Below are 20,741 nucleotides of genomic sequence, written 5' to 3'. Positions count from 1 at the left end.
GGTGGTGGTTGCCCGTCTTCCTGCTTCTGCCGGGGGATGGCTGACTGGCGCCGCGCCGTCGTCAGGCTTTGTGAGCCAGCCGAATTTCGGCTCCATTCAACCCTGTCATCATGGCGGCAGGTTTAATGACAAGGACAGTGCAATGACAAGGATCAGGCTCGAATATCACGGTCACGTGGCCTACATCACGCTCGACCACCCGCCTGCCAACACCTGGACTCTGGCCAGCCTGCAAGCCTTCTTGCAGATGATGGTGGAGCTCGACAGCCGCCCCGACGTGGTGGCCCTGGTGATCCGCGGGGCGGGTGACAAGTTCTTCTGCGCCGGCGCCGATCTCAAGATGTTTGCCGATGGCAATGTGGAGCACGCCCGCGAGGTGGCAGAGGCCTTCGGTCGCGCCTTCGAGGCGCTGGCCCGCTTCCACGGGGTGAGCATCGCCGCCATCAATGGCTTTGCCATGGGGGGTGGACTCGAGGTGGCGCTGGCCTGCGACATTCGCATCGCCGAGCAGCAGGCGCTGCTGGGGTTGCCTGAGGCCTCGGTGGGCTTGCTGCCCTGCGCCGGTGGCACCCAGCGTCTCACCGAACTGGTGGGGCCGGGCTGGGCCAAGCGGATGATCCTCTGCGGCGAGAAGGTGAGCGCCACTCTGGCCTACGAGATGGGGTTGGTGGAGGAGGTGGTGACCGAAGGGCACGCCTGGACGGCGGCGCAGCAGATGGCGCAGCGGGTGGAGCGCCAGAGCCCCAGCGCCCTGCGTGCCTGCAAGCGGCTCATCAATCAGGGGCGCAGCGGCCACAGGGATGAGGCCCTGCCCCTGGAGCGCAACCTGTTCCTCGCCCTGTTTGACGATGCCAACCAGCGCGAGGGGGTGGCGGCCTTCCTCGAGAAACGTGCCCCGCGCTGGCGCTATGACAAGAGCACGGGAGAGTCCCATGACTGAACCAGTGCGCCTGGCAACCCATCCCACGGCGGACGGGCACCTCATCGGCATCCTGACCCTGGATAGCCCCGCCTCCCTCAACGCCCTGAGCCTGCCGATGATCCAGCGCCTGCAAGGGGCGCTCACGGCCTGGGAGCAGGATCCTGCCATCGTCTGCGTGCTGTTGCAGGGGGCCGGGGAGAAGGCATTCTGCGCAGGCGGCGACATCCGCTCCTTCTACTACCGACGGCAGGAGGAGAGCGAGCAGGCACTCTTTGCCTATGCCCGCGACTTTTTTGAGCAGGAATACCGGCTAGATCACCATATCCACAGCTACAGCAAACCCCTCATCTGCGTGGCGGATGGCATCTGTATGGGGGGCGGTATCGGCCTCTTTGCCGGCGCCGATTTTCGGGTGGTGACCGAGAAGAGCCTGTTTGCCATGCCGGAGGTGACCATAGGCCTCTACCCGGATGTGGGGGCCAGCTGGTTCTTGAGCCGCATGCCCGGGCGACTCGGGCTCTGGCTTGGTCTGACCGGTGCCCGTTTCAACGGGGCGGACGCCCTGGGGTTGGGGCTTGCGGATCACGCCATGGCGAGCCGTGAGCGGGCCGAGCTGCCGGCGCGGCTCGCCACCCTCGACTGGGCCGCCCAGGGAGATCCGCGCGAGCAGATAGATCAACTGCTGGGCGGGCTGCACGCCGAGGCTGGCGAGCAGCTGCCGGCCCCCGTGATCCTGCCTCATCAGGCCAGGATCCATGCCCTGCTGGCCGGGCGCACCCTGCAAGGGGTGCTGGACAGGCTGGAGCATGCCGTCTTCGATCCCGCCCTTGGCGAAGGGAGCCTGGCGCAGGCCTGCGACAGCTGCCGCACCGGCAGCCCCATCAGCCGCGCCATCCTCTGGCGCCAGTACTGGACGGCGCGCCGCCAGTCGCTGGCCGAGGTGTTTGCTGACGAGCTGGCGCTCTCGGTCAACTGCGTGCTCAAGGGAGATTTCGTGGAAGGGGTGCGGGCCCTGCTCATCGACAAGGACAAGTCCCCCCGCTGGCAGCCGCCCCGGCCCGGCACTGACTGGCTCGACGATTTCTATCGCTGGCCCGAGGGGACAAATCCCCTGGCCTAGCGCTGCCAAGGGGCGCGCCGGCCGAGATGCCGGATAACGAACGAAGCAAGGAGCAAAGAATGACAAGGATTGGATTTATCGGGCTCGGCAACATGGGAGGGCCCATGGCCGCGAACCTCGCCAGGGCGGGCCATGCAGTGCAGGTCTTTGATCTGGTGCCCGAGAGCCTGGAGCGGGCCATCAAGGCCGGTTGCATCGTCGCCGGGGATGCCCGGGAGGCGGTCACCGGCTGCGATGTCGCCATCAGCATGCTGCCGGCCGGGGATCATGTGCGCGGGCTCTGGTTGTCAGAGGGGGGCGGCCAGGATCTGTTGGGGACCTTGTCGGCGGGGGCCCTGGTGATCGACTGCTCCACCATAGACGTGGCCTCGGCCCGCGCTGTGGGGGCTGCGGCCAAGGCGCGGGGCATCCGCTTCCTCGATGCCCCCGTCTCCGGCGGGGTGGCAGGCGCCGCGGCGGGCACCCTGACCTTTATCGTCGGTGGCGAGAGCGCCGATTTCGAGGCGGCCAGGCCGGTGCTCGCCTGCATGGGGCAGAACCTGTTCCATGCCGGGGCGCTCGGGGCGGGGCAGATCGCCAAGATGTGCAACAACATGCTGCTTGCGATCCACATGGCGGGCACCGCAGAGGCGCTGGCGCTCGGGGTCAAGGAGGGGCTGGATCCGGGCGTGCTCTCCACCATCATGGGCAAGAGCTCGGGCAACAACTGGAGCCTGGAGCGCTACAACCCCTGGCCCGGGGTGATGGAGAATGCCCCCGCATCCCGCGGATATGAGGGGGGCTTCATGACCCGGCTGATGGTGAAAGACCTGGGGCTCGCGATGGCGCTGGCCGAGCACGCCCACAGTGCCGTGCCCATGGGGGCGCTGGCCCGCAACCTCTTTAACCTGCACGCAAGCCAGGGTCAGGAGAGCAAGGATTTCTCCAGTATCCTCGCGTTGTATCTCGGTAAAGATCAGGGTGAGAAGTGAGAACGCTGGCCTCTCATCACTCTCTTCAACTTGCACGCTGCGAACGGGCAGGGCGCACGGGATTTTTCCAGCATTCTCGAACTCTATCTGGATAAACCCCAGGACGAGCCCGGCGCTATGTGATGCGGGATCCTGCCATTCATTCTTTCCCGTCATCCGGGGCCAGGCAACAAGGAGCATTTATGGATATCACAGATAAAGTCATCGCCATCACGGGGGCGGGACGGGGGCTCGGCCGCGCCATCGCCCTGCGTCTGGCCAGCCAGGGGGCCATATTGGCCCTGATCGACGTCAACCGCGCCGATCTGGAGGTGACCGAGGCCGAGGTACGCAGCCGGGATGGTCGCTGCGCCCTGTTCGTCTGCAACGTGGCGGACGAGCCCGAGGTGGAGGCGACCTTTGCCGCCATGGAGGAGCAGCTCGGCACCCTGCATGGCCTGGTCAACTGCGCCGGCATATTGCGCGACGGCATGCTCATCAAGGTGAAAGAGGGGGCGCTGGTGGAGAAGATGAGCCTGGCACAGTGGCAGGCAGTCATCGACGTCAACCTCACCGGCACCTTCCTCTGCGGCCGCGAGGGGGCGGCCTTGATGGCGAAAGGGGGGCAGGGGGGGGTCATCATCAACATCTCCTCCATCGCCCGTGCTGGCAACATAGGCCAGAGCAACTATGCCGCCAGCAAGGCGGGGGTGGCCTCATTGGTGGTGACCTGGGGGCGGGAGCTGGCCCGTCACGGCATCCGGGTGATGGGCATAGCCCCCGGGGTCTTTGCCACCGACATGACGGCGGCCATGAAACCCGAGGCCATGGCCCGGATGCAGCAGGCCATTCCGGTCGGCGCCCTGGGGCAGGGGGAGCAACTGGCCCAGACGGTGCAATTCATCTTCGCCAACGACTATCTGTCCGGGCGGATCATCGATCTCGACGGCGGCTTGCGACTCTAACCCCGGCGGCGATCCGCCCATGCCCCTTGCCACCGGCACAGGGGCATTTTTATGGCCGTTTAAACCGAAAGACCTGCCTGACGCCCAGGGCGACCCGCTGCATGGACATGCAGGGCTTCTTTTAAAAACAGGGCTGACATCATGGAAAAACGTGAAAGATCAACGGGTCTTTCTGAATTTGAACCAGCTCACAGGCCGGGTGAGTGAGTGCTGTAGAATTGCGCGCGGTCAAGGCGGTGCATGATTGGCACTGCGAAGGATTGCGGTCGGAATAGTCATGCAATATAGTTGCCGCCTTTTTCACGGGGTACGGATTTATCGCCCCTCCCATGTCGCGCGCTGTATGAATACGGATGCTCAGCCGCCGCTTAATAAAACAGGTTTGAGATGGACAAGAAACTAGGGCTCGGCGCCCTCATTTCGCTGGTGATCGGCTCCATGGTCGGTGCCGGGGTCTTCAGTCTGCCACAAAACATCGCAGCGCACGCCAGCGCCGGGGCCGTCGCCCTGGGGTGGGCCATCACCGGGATCGGCATGATCTGCCTCGCCCTGGTCTACCAGAACCTCTCCATGCGTCGCCCGGATCTCGATGGGGGCATCTTCAGCTACGCCAAGGCCGGTTTCGGTGATTTCGTCGGTTTCAACGCCGCCTGGGGCTACTGGCTCTGCCAACTGCTGGCCAACGTCTCCTACGCCATAGTGGTGTTCAGCGCCCTGAGCTACTTCTTCGACACGCCGGACAACGTCATCTTCGGCGACGGCAACACCCCGGTCGCCATCAGCCTCGCCTCCCTCCTCATCTGGTCGGTACACGCCCTGGTGCTGCGCGGCATCCAGGTGGCGGCCCTGGTGAACATAGTCACCACCATCGCCAAGATGGTGCCCCTCATCGTCTTCTGCGTCGCCGTCCTGCTCGCCTTCAACATGGAGACCTTCACCCTGGACATCTGGGGGCAGGGCAACACCGAGCTGGGTTCTGTGATGGATCAGGTCAAGTCCACCATGAAGGTGACGCTCTGGGTCTTCATCGGCATCGAGGGGGCCGTGGTGGTCTCAGCTCGTGCCCGTCATCGCAAGGATGTGGGCCGTGCCACCGTACTGGCGCTGCTCGGCGCCCTGGCGCTCTACGTCATGGTGACCCTGTTCTCCCTCGGCGTCATGAACCAGCCGCAACTGGCCGAACTCAAGAACCCCTCCACCGCCATGATCCTGGAAGCCGTGGTCGGCCCCTGGGGCGCCTGGCTCATCAACATCGGTCTGGTGATCTCGGTGATGGGGGCCCTGCTGAGCTGGACAGTGCTGGCGGCGGAAGTACCCTACATCGCGGGCAAGACAGGGGTTTTCCCCGCCTGGTTTGCCAAGGAGAACAAGAACGGCTCGCCCCAGGTGTCGCTCTGGTGCTCCACCTGTCTGGTGCAGGCCTTCCTCATCATCATCTACTTCCAGAGCAGCACCTATCTGGCGCTGGTCAACATCGCCACCTCGGCGGCCCTGGTGCCTTACGTCTTCTCCGGCGCCTATGGCCTCAAGCTGGCGCTGCAGGGCACCACCTACGAGCACCAGCCCCATCAGCGCAAGCGTGACCTGCTGCTGGCCCTGGTGGCCACCGTCTACGGCTGCTGGCTGGTCTATGCCGCCGGGGTGGAGTACCTGCTGCTGGTGGCGCTGCTCTACAGCCCCGGCATCTTCATCTACTGGAAGGCGCGCCAGCACCATGGCCTGCGCAGCCTCAACCGGCTGGAGCGCGGGATGACGGCGGCCCTGCTCGGTTGCGCCGTGCTGGCCTTCTACAAGGTGATGGACGGTACCATTCCCCTGCATTAATCGGCACAATAAAGAGATGGCATGACGCCATCTCTTTTTTTATGGGAAATGGCGGTCAACTTGACCGCCATTTAGCTATATAAGGAATTTTTATGCTGTTTGTGGGTTATCTGGTGTTGGGGGCCTTCGCGGGCATGCTGGCGGGGCTGTTCGGGATCGGCGGCGGGCTCATCATAGTGCCTGTGCTGGTCCTGAGCTTTCATGCCCAGGGGGTGGCCCCGGAGATCATTACCCACCTCGCGCTCGGTACCTCTTTGCCCACCATGATCTTCACCGGCTTCAGTTCCCTGCGGGCACATCAGGAGGCGGGGGCCGTCGACTGGGTGATGATCCGCCGCCTGGGGGCGGGCATGCTCATCGGCGCCTGGCTCGGCGGCATGACCGCCAGCCAGCTCAGCGCCAGCACCCTCAACATCATCATCGGCTGCTTCGCCTGGACCATGGCGCTGCAGATGGGGCTGAACCTCAGGCCCAAGGCGGAGCGCCAGATGCCAGGGCCGGTCGGCACCGGCATCGCGGGCACCGTCATCGGCTGGCTCTCGGCGCTGTTTGGCATAGGGGGGGGCTCCATGACGGTGCCTTACCTCAGCTGGAACTCGGTGCCCATGCGCAACGCCGTGGCAGCCTCCGCCGCCTGCAGCATACCCATCGCCCTGGCGGGCAGCCTGAGCTACCTCTATGCCGGCTGGGGTCACGCCGATCTGCCCGAGTGGAGTGTCGGCTACATTTACCTGCCGGCCCTGCTCGGCATAGTGCTGACCAGCACCCAGTTTGCCCGGGTTGGCGCCAGGCTGGCCCATCGCCTCTCCCCCAGGCGGCTCAAGCAGGCGTTCGCCCTGCTGATGTTGGTGGTGGGGACCAAATTCATGCTGTTTAGCTGATCCATTCGGCAGATTGTTGAAAAATAAGGCGAACGGTTCGTCTCCTGGCAGAAAGCCATTGCATTGGCAGGCCAGTTTGCCTATTCTCCTCGCCGGTGGTCCCATTGGTCCTCTCGCATTGATAACTCGTCAACCTGGTCAGGACCGGAAGGTAGCAGCCAAGGCGGGGGACTCGAGTGCCGGGATGTGGCTGGTGGGGCCACCACCTGTTTCTGCAATTCAATAAGTTAGCCTCCAAGCGCCCTTGGTCATCCACTTTGTGTGGACGACGAGGAGCATTCGACATGAATCTCTGGCTCAGTCCCCACGGCATCTGGTACTACCGGAAAGTCACCACGCTCCCCTGTGGTGGTCGTAAAGAGATCGAGAAATCCCTGCAAACCCTAGCCAAGCTGGCTGCCGTGCCGCGGTAACCAGGCAGCTCGCCCGTACTATCCCCTGTCATACCCTCATTTTCCTTCGTGTCGCCTCCGTCATCTGTCCATGTTTGCCGTTCAGGCCGTCAATGGCCTGCCTGTTTCCTCTCTCTGCAAAAGGTCGTCATGGACAGTTCCTGCATCCGGTGTCGGCCGTCATCGGCAGGCTACATGGCGGCCATGAACCGATTGAAAATGGCCCGCTGACACAGGGCTATTTCATTCGCCCCGGCGTTCGTCAATTTTGGTATATCCAAGGGATATCTTGTGCTTTGTACTCCTTGCATCGACCCCGTAATCTCGGGGTCGTCATCATTTATTGCCAAGGAAACAGCCATGTTGAAAACCATATTTAAATTGACGCCGTTGGTTGCCGCCATCATTGCAGGATATGCCAATGCCGGGGAAAGCATACGGCTTGGTATCATGAGCGGAGAAGATGAAGATGTGTGGGCCGTTGCGTCGGCACAGGCCAAAAAACAGGGGCTGGATATCGAGCTTGTCAAGTTCAATGACTATATCTTGCCCAACGAGGCACTGGAAAATGGCGAAATAGATGCCAACGCATTCCAGCACAAACCTTACCTGGACAATCAGGTGAAGAGCCGCGGTTATCATATAGTGCCGGTCGGCAATACGGCGGTGTGGCCTATCGGCCTGTACTCGAAGAAATTCAATGCGGTCAGCGCCTTGCCGGAAGGGGCCATCATAGGGGTGCCCAACGATCCCAGCAATGAAGGGCGTGCGCTGCGGGTGCTGGCGTCGGCCGGGGTCATCAAGCTGCGTCCCGGCTCGGGCATATTGGCGACCACCACGGATATTATCGACAACCCCAAGAAATTGCAGATCAGGGAGCTGGATACCGGCATCATAGGGCGCTCAGTGGATGATCTGGATGCCGCCGTGGTCAATACGGACTGGGCACTGAAATCCGGCTTGAGCCAGCAGCAACGTATTTATTCAGAGACCGCCAAAGAGAATCCTTACAATAATTTCATCGCGGTCAAAAGCGGCAATGAAAACGCACCCTGGGTGAAAACTCTGGTGGCATCCTATCAGAATGAGGCCGTCAAGGCGGCGCTGGACAAATACTATAACGGGACGGCAATCCCCGCGTGGTAATTAATGGGCGGTGATCCATCACTAATGATTTATTGGTTATGGATACTGCCTTCTATCGGGGCCGCCTTCTTACCGGAGCGCGGCCCTTGCAGACATATGCATGAGCAGGATGCACCATGAAGTTTCGTTATTTGCCCCGCAGTGAAGAGGCCAATGGCTGGGCCGCCATCTTGCCCGAGCGGCTTCCCAGTGCGCCTTTGCAGGGGGTGGTCCAGGGGGACTGGGTGGTGGTAGGGGCGGGCTATGCCGGGCTGGCCTTTGCCCATGCGCTGGCCGAGCATCAGCCACAGGCCCGCATAGTGCTGCTGGAGGCGGGTGTGGTGGGGGACAATGCCGCCGGGCGCAACTCGGGGTTCGCCATCGACTTGCCCCACAATATCGGCAGTGGCACCGCCGAGCTGGCCAAGGCCAGCCACTACCGGCAGTTGCTGAAAGGGGGACTGGCCCAGCTGGCGCAGTGGGTCGGTCGTTATCACATCGATTGCGACTGGCAACAGAGCGGCAAGTATCACTGCGCCGTCAAGGCCGGATCCGCCGGGCTGCTCAAGCAATACGCCCGCGAGCTGGAGTCGCTCGGCGAAAGCTATGAGTATCTGGAGGGGGCCGCCCTCTCTGCCCGCCTCGGTACCGGCTTCTACCACTCGGCCATCTATACCCCCCATACGGTGTTGCTCAATCCGGCCGCCCTGGTGCGGGGATTGGCCGACAAGCTGCCGGACAATGTGACCCTGTATGAACGCAGCCCGGCATTGCGGGTGGACAACACAGGCGGCGTTCGCATCACCACGCCCCACGGCGAGGTGATAGCGGGCAAGGCCATGTTTGCCATCAATGGCGGTGCGGGTCAGCTGACCCCCTTTGCCGGCAAGCTCGCCTCCCTGGCGACCCATGCCACCCTGACCGAGCCGCTGACGCCCGAGCAGCGTGCCAGGCTGGGGGACATTGCCCCCTGGGGGCTGACCCCGGTCAACGCCATCGTCGGCGCCACCTTTCGCTACACCCGGGATCACCGCATCCTGATCCGCCAGCATGTCGCCCATGCGCCGACGCTGCACAGCGATGCCGGGGCCAGGGAAGCCATAGTGCGACGTCACCGCCAGCTGTTTTTGTCCCGCTTTCCCGAACTCGGGGAGCTGGCCTTCGCCCACAGCTGGTCCGGGCTCATCAGCGTGAGTCGCAACGGGGCGCCGCTGTGGGGCCAGTTCGGAACAGATCTCTACGCTGCACTGGGATGCAACGGGGCCGGGATCAGCAAGCAGACCATGGCGGGCAAGGCGCTGGCCGATCTGGTGTGCGGGGTGGAGAGCCCCTGGGGCGAGCAGATGCGCGCCCTGGGCACGGCAAACTATCTCCCGCCACGGCCCTTGCTGGATCTGGGGGTACAGGGTTATCTCTGGAAAGAGCGGCTGCTGGGGGCGGGCGAATACTAGCGCCTGGCCACCATAAAGGCGTGTTATCGCGGGGCCTGTGCCCGGGTTGATCGGGCCCAGGCCCCGCGATGTTTTCACTCAAGGGGGGCGACGGGGATCTGCCGTTTGAAGGGGGTGGCTTTGTTGGCCTTGCGGTGTTCCGAGACCAGGATCAGCAGTCGCTGCAGGGCGATGAAGCAAAACAGCAGCAGACCTATGATGATCTTGGTCCACCAGGAGCTGAGGGTGCCGTCGAAGTTGATGTAGGTCTGGATCAGCCCCTGGATCAGCACCCCGAACAGGGAGCCGAACACTGTGCCCACCCCGCCGCTCAGCAGGGTGCCGCCGATCACCACGGCGGCGATGGCATCGAGCTCCACCCCGACGGCGGCGAGGGGATAACCCGCCGAGGTGTAGAGCGCGAACACGATGCCCGCCAGGGTCGCCAGGGTGGTGGAGAGCAGGTAGATGCGAATGGTGGTGTGGCGCACCGAGATCCCCATCAGGGCCGCCGAGGTGGCGTTGCCGCCGATGGCGTAGACGTTGTTGCCAAAGCGGGTGCGGTTGGCGAGCAGTATGCCAAGCACCACCACCGCCAGCATGATGAGGGCCAGCAGGCTCAGGCGACCGCCTCCCGGCACCTTCCATGACAGGCTTGACAGGTAGGTGAAGCTGGGGTGATCGATGGGCAGGGACTGCTCCGAGATGAGGAAACTGGCCCCCCGCAGGAAGAACATGCCCGCCAGGGTGATGATGAAGGCGGGGATCTTCAGGGTGTCGATGAGCCAGCCCATCAGGGCGCCGAAGCCGGCGCCGAGCACCAACACCAGGGGGATGGCCAGCATGGGGCTGACCCCCAGATCCCCGATGAGTTTTGCCAACAGCACGCCGGTGAAGGCGATGACGGCTCCCACCGACAGATCGATGCCCCCCGAGAGGATGACGAAGGTCATGCCCACCGCCACTATGCCGAGGAAGGCGTTGTCCGTCAGTATGTTGCAGATGATGCGGGTGGACATGAAGGCAGGGAAGGAGGCCAGGCAGAGCAGATAGCCCAGCACGAAGACCATGATGGTCACCATCAGGGGCAGGTTGCGTTTAAACATGGCGAGTCCCTCGCTGGAAGAGGTGGTTGAGGGCCGGTGACTGCATGACCAGCACCGCCAGCACCACCATGGCCTTGACGATCTGGTTCCACTGGGGCTGGTAACCGGAGAGCAGGATACCTGTGTTCACCCCCTGGATGATCAGTATGCCGACCAAGGAGAGGGCGAGGTTGAAGCGTCCCCCCATCAGGGAGGTGCCCCCTATCACCACCGCCAGGATGGCGTCCATCTCCAGCCAGAGCCCGGCGTTGTTGGCATCGGCCCCGCGGATGTCGGCGGCGACTATCATGCCGGCGACGGCGGCCATGATGCCGCTCAGCAGGTAGGTGGCGATCACCACCATGGGGGTGTTGAGCCCGGCGTTCTTGGCGGCCTTGATGTTGATCCCCACCGCTTCGATGAAGAGGCCGAGGGCGGTGCGCTTGGTCAGCAGCCAGAGCAGCAGCGCCATTCCCAGGGTGATGATGACAGGGGTGGGCAGATAGAAGAGGGCGCCGCTGCCAATCCAGGCGAGGGCCTCGTTGTTGAAGGTGATGATCTGCCCCTCGGTGATGAGCTGGGCGATGCCCCGGCCCGCCACCATGAGGATCAGGGTCGCCACTATGGGCTGGATCTTGAACACCGCCACCAGCAAGCCGTTCCACAGGCCGCACAGGAGGCCTACCCCGATGACGGAGGCGAAAATGATCGGCAGGCTATGGCCGCCTGTGGCCAGGCTGGCCATGGTGGCCCCGCTGATGGCCATCACGGCCCCCACCGACAGATCGATGCCGCCGGTGGCGATCACCAGCGTCATGCCGAGGGCGAGCAGGGCCACAGGGGCGCAGCGGTTGAGTATGTCGATGAGGCTGCCAAACAGCCGCCCATCCTGGATATGGATGGCGAAGAAGTTGTCGGCGACCAGGGCGTTGATGAGCAGCACGCAGAGCAGGGCGGCGCACTGGGCCGAGCCCGTGGGCCAGGGCCTGCGGGGGCGTGAGCCTTTGGCGAGGGGGAGGATGGATGACGTCATATCAGGCCTCACATGCAATGGCGTTCATGATGGCAGGGACGCTGAGGGCGTCCGTCGCAAGCTCTGCCACCTGTTTTCTGTCGCGCAGGACTATCACCCGATCGGCATAACCCACCAGTTCCTCCAGCTCCGAGGAGATGACCAGCAGGGCCAGCCCGTTGGCGCAGAGGGATTCGATGAGGCGGATGATCTCGGCGTGGGCCCCCACGTCGATGCCCCGGGTGGGCTCGTCCAGGATCAGGAACTGCGGCTTGGTGAGCAGCCAGCGGGCCAGCAGCACCTTCTGCTGGTTGCCCCCTGAGAGAAACTGGATGGGTTGCTCCGGGCCCGGGGTCTTGATGGCCAGCTGTTCGATGAGGCGGGCGCTGATCTCGTCCTGCTCCTTGCGGGACAAGGGATGCAGCCAGCCCCGCTGGGCTTGCAGGGCCAGCACCATGTTCTCGCGCACCGAGGCCGAGGCGATGATGCCGGCGTTCTTGCGATCCTCCGGGCAGAAGCCGAAGCCGTTGGCGGCCGCCTGGCGCGCGGAGCGGATAGTCACCGGCTTGCCCCGCACCCGACACTCGCCACCATCTCTTGGCACTATGCCGAACATCAGCTCGGCGGTCTCGGTGCGACCCGACCCGAGCAGGCCGGCGAGACCCACTATCTCACCGGGCATGACGTCCAGGTCGAAGGGTGCTATGACCCCGCGCTTGCCATAGCCCCTGAACGACACCATGGGCTGGTGGCTGCGCAGGGTCTTGCCGGCCCGCTTGAGGGCATTGTCGTCAAGCTCATGCCCCAGCATCATCTTGACCAGCTCCAGTTGTGGCAGCGCGGCGGTATCGCGGGTGCCGACCAGCTCGCCGTTGCGCAGCACAGTGATGCGATCGCTGATGGCGTAGACCTGATCGAGAAAATGGGTGATGAAGATGAGGCTCACCCCCTTGTCCCTCAGGTTCCCCATCAGGGAGAACAGCATCTGCACCTCGCTGGCATCCAGGCTGGCGGTGGGTTCATCGAGGATCAGGATCCTGGCAGACAGGGAGATGGCCCTGGCGATGGCCACTATCTGCTGCATGGCGACCGAATAGTGACCGAGGGGCAGGGTGACATCCATCTCGAAGCCGTATCCCGCCATGATGGCCCGGGCCTGCCGGGTCATGGCGGCTCTGTCGATGAAACCGAAGCGGCGGGGCTCGTGACCAATGAAGAGGTTGTCTGCCACCGACATGTTCGGCAGCAGGTTGACCTCCTGATAGACGGTGCCTATCCCCAGGCGCTGGGCATGGGCTGTGTCCGTCGGGGAGATGGGGACTCCATCGAGTTCGATGCGGCCCCCGTCGGGCTGATAGACGCCGGTGAGGGTCTTGACCAGGGTGGATTTTCCGGCGCCGTTCTCGCCGAGCAGCGCCATGATCTCCCCCCTTCGCAGGGAGAAGTCCACCTGATGCAGGGCTCGTACCCCGGGAAAGGCCTTGCAGATCCCGCGGGCGTTCAACAGGACATCCTGAGTGTTTTCTGACATGAATAGGGGCTCTCCGATATAACACGCCATATCGCAACCCAGCCGATATGGCGTGTTATTTGACTGGCTGGCTCAGTGGGCGAGCGGCATTAATAACCCATGTCTTTTTTCAGCTCGAGCTGGGCTTCGGCACTCTCAGGCTCGAACAGAATAGACTCCGTCTTGATATGTTTGGGGGGCAGGGCGCCATCCTTTTTATAGGCCAGCAGGGCATCGAAGGCGGGGCCTGCCATATTTGGCGTCAATTCCACCGAGGCATTGGCTTCACCGGCCATCATCGCCTTGAAAATATCCGGCACCCCATCGATGGAGATGATCTTGATATCCCTGCCCGGTTTCAGCCCGGCCTCTTTAATGGCCTGGATGGCGCCGATGGCCATGTCGTCGTTGTGGGCGTAGACGGCGCAAATATTCTTGCCGTTATTTTCCGCCTTGATGAAGCTCTCCATCACCTCCTTGCCCTTGCTGCGGGTGAAGTCGCCGGACTGGGTGCGGATGATCTTGATGGTGGGCACGGCCGCGACGGTGTCGAGGAAGCCCTTCTTGCGATCCAGCGCCACGCTGGCCCCCACTGTGCCTTGCAATTCCACCACGTTGCAGGCCTTGCCATCCTGCTGCTTGATGAGCCACTGGGCCGCCACAGCCCCTTCGTGGACGCTGTCTGCGGCGACCCCGGTCATGAAGAGGCCGTCATCTTTCACCGTGATGTTGCGATCCAGCAGGAACACCGGGATCTCTGCCTCTTTCGCCTCCTGCAATACCGGATCCCAACCGGTCTGCACCACGGGGGCAATAAAGATGGCATCCACCCCCTGGGCAATGAAGGAGCGAATGGCCTTTATCTGATTCTCCTGTTTCTGCTGGGCATCGGCAATTTTCAGAATGATGCCGCGTTTCTGGGCTTCCGTCTTGGCGACCGAAGTTTCCGCCGCCCGCCAGCCGGACTCGGAGCCTATCTGAGAGAAGCCCACCGTCATCTCGGCAGAATATGCAGAGGCAGAGAGAACAAGGGTGCTGATAATGCCCGCCAGTTTCACTTTTTTATACATATGACACTCCTTTGTGATGCATGGTGAAATAAACCGGAACGCGTCAGGTTTTTATTGTACGGGTCAAGGTTATAGGCTCTTGGGTTTAACGACGGGAGGTGGCTCACAGAAAATTTTCAGCAGCATGATGCTTCATACAAACAGCAGACAAGTTCATATATGGCGAGATGCTTATACTGATTTTTATGCATATTTATTCTGGTGGCCATGGTATCCAGCGTCGGTGTCGTGGACGCCGCCCGGCTCACCCCAGAAGAAGGATGATCAGGTGCGGTGGCGCCAGCCTGGCGCGCACAGCTATGTAAAAAGGAAAGGGCGAGGGGCCCTTGTCTCAGGGGCGCACCGCCGCCAGCAGGTAATCCACGAAGGCCCGTACCCGGGTCGAGAGGTGGCGATGCTGGGGATAGAGGGCGTAGAAGGGGCGGGATCGCCCCGCAAAGGGGGTCATGACTTCCACCAGCTTGCCCTGGCGGAGTGCCTCTGCCGCCACAAAATGGTAGATCTGGAACAAGCCGCCCCCTGCCACCGCCCAGCCCAGGCCCGCCAGCACATCCTCCAGCACCCGTTGTCGACTGTGGACACTGACATCGACGGGCAGCCCCTTGTCATCGATGAAGCTCCAGGGGAAGGGGCGCCCCGTGCTGGGGGTGATGAACTGGATCAGATCGTGCTGGTGCAGCGCAGCCAGGGAGGTCGGGGGAGGACGGCGAGCGGCGTAGTCGGGGGAGCAGAAGACCCCGACGCTGGCCTCCTCCAGCTTGCGGGCGATCACCCGGGAGTCGCGCGGCTCACCCAGACGAATGGCGAGATCGTAACCGTCCTCCACGAAGTCGATGTTTCTGTTCGAGACATTGAGCTCGATCTCGACCTCGGGATAGGTGGCCATGAAAGCGGGGAGCAGGGGCACCAGGCGGTGGTGGGCATAGACGGTGCCTACGCTGACCCGCAGCAACCCCTTTGGATGACGCTGGCGGCCGGTGATGGCCCGCTCGGCCTCGGCAATCTGATCGAGGGCCTGCTGGCACTGCGCCCGATACAGCTCACCGTCGTCGGTGAGGCGCACGCTGCGGGTGGTGCGATTGAAGAGTTTGACGCCCAGCCTGGCTTCGATGCGCTGGATGGAGCGGCTCACCGAGGCTGGCGTCACCCCCAGCACCTGGGCCGTGGCGGTGAAGCTGCCAAGCTCGGCCGCCTTGCAAAAGAGCTCTATGCTGCCGAGCTGAACGGGGTCGAAGGCACGGGACATATATTCATCCATGTAAATAAACAAGTTCAATGGTGTCAGTTTATTAGCCGAAAGGTAATCAGTAAATTCTTCATCCAACGCGGCGCCCTTGCCGTTTGAGCGATCACAGTCCAATCCAAGGAGTATCAAGATGAAGAACACCCTCAAGGCCCTGCTGGCGTCACTGCTGCTGGCAACCTCGGCCGCGGCCAGCGCGGCGCCCAAGGGAGAGGTCCTGGTCCTGCTCTCGAGCGAGACAGCGTTGCCGCTCAAAGAGGGCAAGACATTGACGTCCGGTTATTACCTCAATGAGCTGGGGGTGCCTGCCGCCGCCTTGCTGGATGCGGGCTATGCCCTGACCATAGTGACCCCCAAGGGAAATCGGCCACAGGCCGATCGGGGGTCGGTGGATCCCAAGTACTTTGGGGGGAGCAAGCAGGAGATGGGGCGCATCGGTGCCGTGGTGGATGCTCTGCTCGCCACCGGCGAGGTGAAATCCCTGAATGCGGTGTTGAAAGCGGGCCCCGAGCGCTATGCCGGCCTGTTCATCCCGGGCGGCCATGCCCCCCTCATTGATCTCGCCACGGATCCCGAGGTGGGCACCCTGCTGCGCCATTTCCATGACAGTCAGAAGCCCACCGCGGCCATCTGCCACGGCCCCATCGCGCTGCTGGCGGCGCAGGGGGATCCGGCCGGGTTCGAGCAGGCCGTCATCGCAGGGAAGGCGGGCGGCGCCGGGGAGTGGATCTACGACGGTTACAGGATGACCATCTTCTCCGACGAAGAGGAGGCGGTATTCGAAGGCTCGCTCAAGGGTGACAAGCTGCGCTACTACCCGGCGCAGGCCATGGCGCAAGCCGGTGGCAAGATGCAGTTCGTGGCCCCCTGGCAACCCGGCGTGGTGAGCGATCGCGAACTCATCACCGGCCAGAACCCCTTCTCCGACCGGGCCCTGGCGAGCGCCTTCATCACGGCGCTGGACCAGCAGCAAGGGGCGCGCTGACGCCATTCAAGGGGCCAGGTCCCCATTCTCTATATGCAGGCAGCCCCGGGTGGGCTGCCTTTTCTATGCCCCGGCCTCGGCGAGAAAGGCCCGCATGGCGGGGGTGACGCTGTGCTTGCGGGTGATGAAGGCGATGGTGCCGGCGCTCGCATCGACCAGGGGTTGGCAGGGCAGCTTGAAGAGTTGGTGGGCGGTGGCGGCGATGCCGGCACTGACCACGGCGCAGCCGAGCCCGTGGCTCACCCCGTTGGCCAGGTGGAACAGGGAGTCTGTCTCCAGCACCACCCGCAGGCTGAGCTGCTGACGGGCGGCGGCCTCGTCGAGGTAGCGGCGAAACTGCATAGTGGCGCTCGGCAGTATCAGGGGGAGATCCTGCAAGTCCGCCAGCCTCAGGGGCTGGCTCGGGGAGAGGTGCGGGGGCAGGGGCCCCAGCAGCGCCATGGGGTTGGGGTGGCGCAGTTGGACGTCGAGGGAGCGGCGCTGATGCTCGGTGAGCAGCTCGTCAAAGCCGAGGCCGATGTCGGTCTGGTGCAGATCCAGCTGCTCGAGCAGGGTGCCGTGGGTCATCACCGACAGGCGCAGGCTGACCTTGGGGAAGGCGTCGTTGAAGCGCTTGAGCAGCGGCATAATGTCGATGCTCGACTGGGGCACCATGCCGATGCGCAGGACCCCCGAGAGCGCGCCGCCAAACAGGCTCAGCTCCTGGCGCATGGCGTCCTGCTCCAGCAGCATGCGCTCGGCGTGGCGCAGCACCACTTCCCCCGCCTGGGTCAGCGCCACGAACTGGCTGTTGCGCACCACCAGCTCGGTGCCGAGGGATTTTTCCAGCGCCGTGATGCTGGCGGACAGGGTCGGCTGGGTGATGAAGCAGGCCTTGGCCGCCTTGGCGAAGTGACGGTGCTGGGCCAGCTCGTAGAAATAGTGCAACTGCTTGATGTTCATCGAAGAGGGGCGATTGGCATGGAGGATGGCTGACAAAGTTAATCAATCGACATCGCCATGGCAATAGAGGTTTCCTATTGGTGAATAGATTTGTTTCATTGGTTTTGGGGGAGCGACTTATCTAAACTTGAGGCCCGAATACACGTTATAAGCGTCTCGCATGATCCCATTCAATTCACGGTTGCCCAGGCTGGATGAGCTGGTGGAAGAGGTGGCCGTGTCCGTCAACATCAATGGCATCAACCACGCCGTCATGATGGCCACCCCGGATGATCTCGACGACTTCGCCATCGGCTTCCTGTTTGGCGAGGGCATCATAGGAGGCAATCACGATGTGCACGATATTCAGAGCATCTCTTCGGAGCAGGGGGTGGTGCTCGACATCACCATCGCCAACCGCTGCCTGGCTGCGCTTGGCCGACGCAAGCGTCGCCTGGCCGGGGCGAGCGGCTGCGGCATCTGCGGGGTGGAGGCCATAGAGCATGCGCTGCCCGAGTTGACCCCGCTGACCCCGGGCGCCCCCTTGGATACCGCGCGTCTGCGGGACTTGCGTGAGCGCATCGCCCCCTGGCAGAGCAAGGCTCGCCAGAGCGGCGCCCTCCATGCCGCCCTGGCACTCAATGAGCGCGGCGAGATCCTGGCCTGCCGGGAAGACATAGGCCGCCACAATGCCCTGGACAAGCTCATCGGCATGCAGCTGCGCCAGCCGGTGCAGGCCCACACCCTGGTCATCACCAGCCGCTGCGGCAGCGAACTCATTCACAAGGCGGTGCAATTTGGCGCCGCCCACCTCATCAGCCTTGCTTCTCCCAGCCAGCTCGCGGTGCGACTGGCCCTGAAATACAACCTGACCCTCATTCATGTGCCCAGATCCGATGCCCCGGTCTGCTATGCCAGCCCCCGCGCCCAGGATCAGTTCGGAGATTCCCATGTCCAGTCATATTGAGAAACCGGCAAAGGCCGGCGGCTTTTCCTCCCTGCAGTCCACCTTCAAGCAGGTGCTGCGCAGCCAGAAGACCCGGCAGAACATCAAGAACCTGCTGCGGGTCAACCAGACCGACGGCTTCGATTGCCCCGGCTGCGCCTGGGGGGACAACAAACAGGGGGCCTTCCAGTTCTGCGAGAACGGTGCCAAGGCGGTGGCCTGGGAGTCCACCGGCAAGACGGTGGGGGCCGCCTTCTTTGCCGAGCATTCGGTGCGCCGCCTCTCTGCCCAGAGCGACTACTGGCTCGAATACCAGGGCCGGCTGACCGAGCCCCTGCGCTACAACCCGGCCACCGATCACTACGAGCCGGTGAGCTGGGATCAGGCCTTTGCTATCATCGCCGACAAGCTCAAGAGCCTGGCCAGCCCCGACGAGGTGGAGTTCTACACCTCGGGCCGTGCCAGCAACGAGGCCTCCTACCTCTATCAGCTGTTCGGCCGCCTCTATGGCACCAACAACTTCCCCGACTGCTCCAACATGTGCCACGAGGCGAGCGGGGTGGGGCTCATCCAGTCCGTCGGGGTGGGCAAGGGCACTGTGGTGCTCGATGACTTCGACGCCGCCAAGGCCATCTTCGTCTTTGGCCAGAACCCGGGCACCAACCACCCGCGCATGATGAATGCCCTGCGCAAGGCGGCGCGCCAGGGGTGCCAGATAGTCACCTTCAACAATTTGAAAGAGGTAGCCCTCGAGCGCTTCGCCAGCCCCCAGAGCCCGGCGGAGCTGCTGACTCCGGCGGCCACCCGCATCAGCCACCAGTACCTCACGCCGAAGCTTGGCGGCGACATGGCGGCGATTCGCGGCATGGCGAAATACATCCTGGAAGAGGAGGGGGGCCGCATCGATCTCGCCTTCATCGAGCAGCACACGGCGCACTTTGACGACTACCTGGCGCAGGTGAAAGCCACGGAGTGGGCGCAGATCGAGGCGCAATCCGGGCTCGGGCGGGAGGAGATCGTCCAGGCGGCCAGGATCTTCGCCCAGAGCGAGAGCGTGATCAGCTGCTGGGCCATGGGGATCACCCAGCACAAGCACTCGGTCGACACCATTCGCGAAATCGTCAACCTGCACCTGATGTGCGGCCAGATTGGCAAGCCGGGGGCGGGGCTCTGCCCGGTGCGCGGCCACAGCAACGTGCAGGGCAACCGCACCATGGGGATCAACGAGAAACCCAACGCCGCCTTTATCGACCGCCTGGAGCGCCGCTTCCCGGTGGGCCTCAAGCGCACGCCGGGGCACAACGTCTACGAGGCGCTCAAGGCCCTGCACGGCGGCAAGAGCAAGGTGCTCGTCTGCCTTGGGGGCAACCTGGCGGCCGCCGCGCCGGATACCGACTTCACCTATGAGGCGATGCGCAAGAGCGAGCTCAACGTGCAGATCAGCACCAAGCTCAACCGCAGCCACCTCATGGTCTCCAACGATGCCCTGATCCTGCCCTGCCTCGGCCGCACCGAGCTCGACACCCAGCGCAGCGGCGTCCAGAAGATCACAGTGGAGGATACCTTCAGCATGGTGCACGCCTCCACCGGCATGAACGAGCCGGTCTCGCCGCTCTGTCTCTCGGAGATCGACATAGTCGCCCGCATGGCCGAGGCGACGCTCGGCAGTGAGCGGGTGGACTGGCTGGCGCTGCGGGACGACTACGCCCTGCTGCGCAACCTCATCGCCGAGACCATAGCCGGCTTTGACGACTTCAACCGCCGCATCGAGGAACCCAGCGGCTTCCACCTGGAGAACGGCGCCGCCCTGCTGCGCTGGAACACCCCGAGCGGGCGCGCCGAGTTTCGGGCGAGCCGGTTGCCGGACTCCATCCTGCCCCAGTGCACCAGCCACGCGGAGCAGATGGTGGACGAGCCCGTGCTGCTGCTCCAGAGCCTGCGTTCCCACGATCAGTACAACACCACCATCTACGGCATGGACGATCGCTACCGCGGCATCAAGGGGCGGCGCAACGTGGTCTTCATGAACGAGGAGGATGCCCGTCGCCTGGGGCTGGCCGAGGAGCAGCAGGTGGACATGACCGCCATCTGCAACGACGGGCGCGAGCGGGTGGTGCGCGGCTTTAGCGTCATCTTCTACGAGATCCCCAGGGGCAACATCGCCGCCTACTACCCGGAGACCAACCCCCTGGTGGCCATCGAGAGCATAGGGGAGGGCTCCTTCACCCCCACCTCCAAGTCGGTGCCGGTGCTGGTGACCCCAAGCCAGGGACAGGCCGCCAGCCTCGCCGTCAATCTGTAAGCGTCCGCGCTCCGAACCCCTGCCCAGGCAGGGGTTTTTTCATGCCCGCTATTCGCCG

The 20,741-nt window shown here is 63.4% G+C and carries 18 protein-coding genes and 1 other RNA gene; 13 read left to right on the top strand and 6 right to left on the bottom strand.

Translation table 11 applies throughout. The features are described 5' to 3' along the window. Positions 1-142 precede the first annotated feature (142 nt). The 10 genes from WIR04_RS11270 to WIR04_RS11225 all read left to right on the top strand — a co-directional run bounded on the left by WIR04_RS11270 (position 143) and on the right by WIR04_RS11225 (position 9,630). Entirely contained in the window at positions 143-940 is a 798-nt protein-coding gene (locus tag WIR04_RS11270) for an enoyl-CoA hydratase (protein WP_338886939.1), read from the top strand. Then, complete coding sequence (locus tag WIR04_RS11265; RefSeq protein ID WP_338886937.1) at positions 933-2,042, top strand: enoyl-CoA hydratase/isomerase family protein; 1,110 nt, start codon at positions 933-935, stop codon at positions 2,040-2,042. The genes WIR04_RS11270 and WIR04_RS11265 overlap by 8 nt, the downstream gene beginning before the upstream one ends. Positions 2,043-2,101: 59 nt before the next feature. Beyond that, complete coding sequence (gene mmsB / locus WIR04_RS11260) at positions 2,102-3,013, top strand: 3-hydroxyisobutyrate dehydrogenase (protein ID WP_338886935.1); 912 nt, start codon at positions 2,102-2,104, stop codon at positions 3,011-3,013. Positions 3,014-3,195: 182 nt separating this feature from the next. Further along, positions 3,196-3,957, top strand: coding sequence for an SDR family oxidoreductase (locus WIR04_RS11255; protein WP_338886933.1), 762 nt, complete (start codon positions 3,196-3,198; stop codon positions 3,955-3,957). A 387-nt stretch (positions 3,958-4,344) separates the two neighbouring features. Further along, positions 4,345-5,781 (top strand): arginine-ornithine antiporter, encoded by a 1,437-nt coding sequence (arcD, locus tag WIR04_RS11250; RefSeq protein WP_338886931.1) that lies wholly within the window; start codon positions 4,345-4,347, stop codon positions 5,779-5,781. Between the two features lie 92 nt (positions 5,782-5,873). Then, entirely contained in the window at positions 5,874-6,662 is a 789-nt protein-coding gene (locus WIR04_RS11245) for a sulfite exporter TauE/SafE family protein (protein WP_338886929.1), read from the top strand. A gap of 102 nt (positions 6,663-6,764) precedes the next feature. Beyond that, positions 6,765-6,861: signal recognition particle sRNA small type (gene ffs / locus WIR04_RS11240), an RNA gene on the top strand. Between the two features lie 85 nt (positions 6,862-6,946). Continuing rightward, entirely contained in the window at positions 6,947-7,075 is a 129-nt protein-coding gene (locus WIR04_RS11235; protein ID WP_338886927.1) for a hypothetical protein, read from the top strand. Positions 7,076-7,414: 339 nt separating this feature from the next. After that, on the top strand, positions 7,415-8,200 hold the full coding sequence (locus WIR04_RS11230; protein WP_338886925.1) for a MetQ/NlpA family ABC transporter substrate-binding protein: 786 nt from the start codon (positions 7,415-7,417) through the stop codon (positions 8,198-8,200). A gap of 116 nt (positions 8,201-8,316) precedes the next feature. Further along, the gene (locus WIR04_RS11225; RefSeq protein ID WP_338886923.1) at positions 8,317-9,630 is read left to right on the top strand and encodes an FAD-binding oxidoreductase; all 1,314 of its coding nucleotides are present in this window, start codon (positions 8,317-8,319) and stop codon (positions 9,628-9,630) included. Between the two features lie 74 nt (positions 9,631-9,704). Here WIR04_RS11225 and yjfF read toward each other — a convergent pair whose 3' ends face one another. The 5 genes from yjfF to WIR04_RS11200 form a co-directional block, all read right to left on the bottom strand. Continuing rightward, entirely contained in the window at positions 9,705-10,715 is a 1,011-nt protein-coding gene (yjfF, locus tag WIR04_RS11220; protein WP_307764482.1) for a galactofuranose ABC transporter, permease protein YjfF, read from the bottom strand. Then, positions 10,708-11,727 carry a galactofuranose ABC transporter, ATP-binding protein YtfT gene (gene ytfT / locus WIR04_RS11215; protein WP_338886920.1) on the bottom strand — a complete coding sequence of 340 codons (1,020 nt, stop codon included), beginning with the start codon at positions 11,725-11,727 and terminating at the stop codon, positions 10,708-10,710. The genes yjfF and ytfT overlap by 8 nt, the downstream gene beginning before the upstream one ends. Before the next feature lies 1 nt (position 11,728). After that, positions 11,729-13,237 (bottom strand): galactofuranose ABC transporter, ATP-binding protein YtfR, encoded by a 1,509-nt coding sequence (gene ytfR, locus WIR04_RS11210; RefSeq protein WP_338886918.1) that lies wholly within the window; start codon positions 13,235-13,237, stop codon positions 11,729-11,731. 89 nt (positions 13,238-13,326) lie between these two features. Next, positions 13,327-14,286 carry a galactofuranose ABC transporter, galactofuranose-binding protein YtfQ gene (gene ytfQ, locus WIR04_RS11205; RefSeq protein WP_338886916.1) on the bottom strand — a complete coding sequence of 320 codons (960 nt, stop codon included), beginning with the start codon at positions 14,284-14,286 and terminating at the stop codon, positions 13,327-13,329. 331 nt (positions 14,287-14,617) lie between these two features. Beyond that, positions 14,618-15,532 (bottom strand): LysR family transcriptional regulator, encoded by a 915-nt coding sequence (locus WIR04_RS11200; RefSeq protein ID WP_338886914.1) that lies wholly within the window; start codon positions 15,530-15,532, stop codon positions 14,618-14,620. A 130-nt stretch (positions 15,533-15,662) separates the two neighbouring features. On the opposite strand from WIR04_RS11200, the gene WIR04_RS11195 reads away from it, so the two are divergent. Beyond that, positions 15,663-16,514, top strand: a complete 852-nt coding sequence (locus WIR04_RS11195) for a type 1 glutamine amidotransferase domain-containing protein (RefSeq protein WP_338886912.1) — start codon at positions 15,663-15,665, stop codon at positions 16,512-16,514. Positions 16,515-16,577: 63 nt separating this feature from the next. Here WIR04_RS11195 and WIR04_RS11190 read toward each other — a convergent pair whose 3' ends face one another. Further along, complete coding sequence (locus WIR04_RS11190) at positions 16,578-17,456, bottom strand: LysR family transcriptional regulator (RefSeq protein WP_307764664.1); 879 nt, start codon at positions 17,454-17,456, stop codon at positions 16,578-16,580. A gap of 160 nt (positions 17,457-17,616) precedes the next feature. Here WIR04_RS11190 and fdhD point away from each other — a divergent pair, with 160 nt between their 5' ends. Together fdhD and WIR04_RS11180 are read left to right on the top strand one after the other, a co-directional pair. After that, positions 17,617-18,402: a formate dehydrogenase accessory sulfurtransferase FdhD gene (fdhD, locus tag WIR04_RS11185; RefSeq protein WP_338886910.1), complete on the top strand. Its 786-nt coding sequence runs from the start codon at positions 17,617-17,619 to the stop codon at positions 18,400-18,402. Next, on the top strand, positions 18,386-20,683 hold the full coding sequence (locus tag WIR04_RS11180; protein WP_338886908.1) for an FdhF/YdeP family oxidoreductase: 2,298 nt from the start codon (positions 18,386-18,388) through the stop codon (positions 20,681-20,683). The genes fdhD and WIR04_RS11180 overlap by 17 nt, the downstream gene beginning before the upstream one ends. Positions 20,684-20,741 lie beyond the last annotated feature (58 nt).

Source organism: Aeromonas rivipollensis, from assembly GCF_037811135.1.
Taxonomy (GTDB): Bacteria; Pseudomonadota; Gammaproteobacteria; order Enterobacterales; family Aeromonadaceae; genus Aeromonas; species Aeromonas rivipollensis.
This window is presented reverse-complemented; position numbering and strand designations above follow the sequence as displayed.

Excerpts from the sequence above, each read along its gene's own strand:
- WIR04_RS11270 (WP_338886939.1), top strand. The coding sequence starts at position 143 with ATGACAAGGATCAGGCTCGAATATCACGGTCACGTGGCCTACATCACG.
- WIR04_RS11265 (WP_338886937.1), top strand. The coding sequence starts at position 933 with ATGACTGAACCAGTGCGCCTGGCAACCCATCCCACGGCGGACGGGCAC.
- mmsB (WP_338886935.1), top strand. The coding sequence starts at position 2,102 with ATGACAAGGATTGGATTTATCGGGCTCGGCAACATGGGAGGGCCCATG.
- WIR04_RS11255 (WP_338886933.1), top strand. The coding sequence starts at position 3,196 with ATGGATATCACAGATAAAGTCATCGCCATCACGGGGGCGGGACGGGGG.
- arcD (WP_338886931.1), top strand. The coding sequence starts at position 4,345 with ATGGACAAGAAACTAGGGCTCGGCGCCCTCATTTCGCTGGTGATCGGC.
- WIR04_RS11245 (WP_338886929.1), top strand. The coding sequence starts at position 5,874 with ATGCTGTTTGTGGGTTATCTGGTGTTGGGGGCCTTCGCGGGCATGCTG.
- WIR04_RS11235 (WP_338886927.1), top strand. The coding sequence starts at position 6,947 with ATGAATCTCTGGCTCAGTCCCCACGGCATCTGGTACTACCGGAAAGTC.
- WIR04_RS11230 (WP_338886925.1), top strand. The coding sequence starts at position 7,415 with ATGTTGAAAACCATATTTAAATTGACGCCGTTGGTTGCCGCCATCATT.
- WIR04_RS11225 (WP_338886923.1), top strand. The coding sequence starts at position 8,317 with ATGAAGTTTCGTTATTTGCCCCGCAGTGAAGAGGCCAATGGCTGGGCC.
- yjfF (WP_307764482.1), bottom strand. The coding sequence starts at position 10,715 with ATGTTTAAACGCAACCTGCCCCTGATGGTGACCATCATGGTCTTCGTG.
- ytfT (WP_338886920.1), bottom strand. The coding sequence starts at position 11,727 with ATGACGTCATCCATCCTCCCCCTCGCCAAAGGCTCACGCCCCCGCAGG.
- ytfR (WP_338886918.1), bottom strand. The coding sequence starts at position 13,237 with ATGTCAGAAAACACTCAGGATGTCCTGTTGAACGCCCGCGGGATCTGC.
- ytfQ (WP_338886916.1), bottom strand. The coding sequence starts at position 14,286 with ATGTATAAAAAAGTGAAACTGGCGGGCATTATCAGCACCCTTGTTCTC.
- WIR04_RS11200 (WP_338886914.1), bottom strand. The coding sequence starts at position 15,532 with ATGTCCCGTGCCTTCGACCCCGTTCAGCTCGGCAGCATAGAGCTCTTT.
- WIR04_RS11195 (WP_338886912.1), top strand. The coding sequence starts at position 15,663 with ATGAAGAACACCCTCAAGGCCCTGCTGGCGTCACTGCTGCTGGCAACC.
- WIR04_RS11190 (WP_307764664.1), bottom strand. The coding sequence starts at position 17,456 with ATGAACATCAAGCAGTTGCACTATTTCTACGAGCTGGCCCAGCACCGT.
- fdhD (WP_338886910.1), top strand. The coding sequence starts at position 17,617 with ATGATCCCATTCAATTCACGGTTGCCCAGGCTGGATGAGCTGGTGGAA.
- WIR04_RS11180 (WP_338886908.1), top strand. The coding sequence starts at position 18,386 with ATGTCCAGTCATATTGAGAAACCGGCAAAGGCCGGCGGCTTTTCCTCC.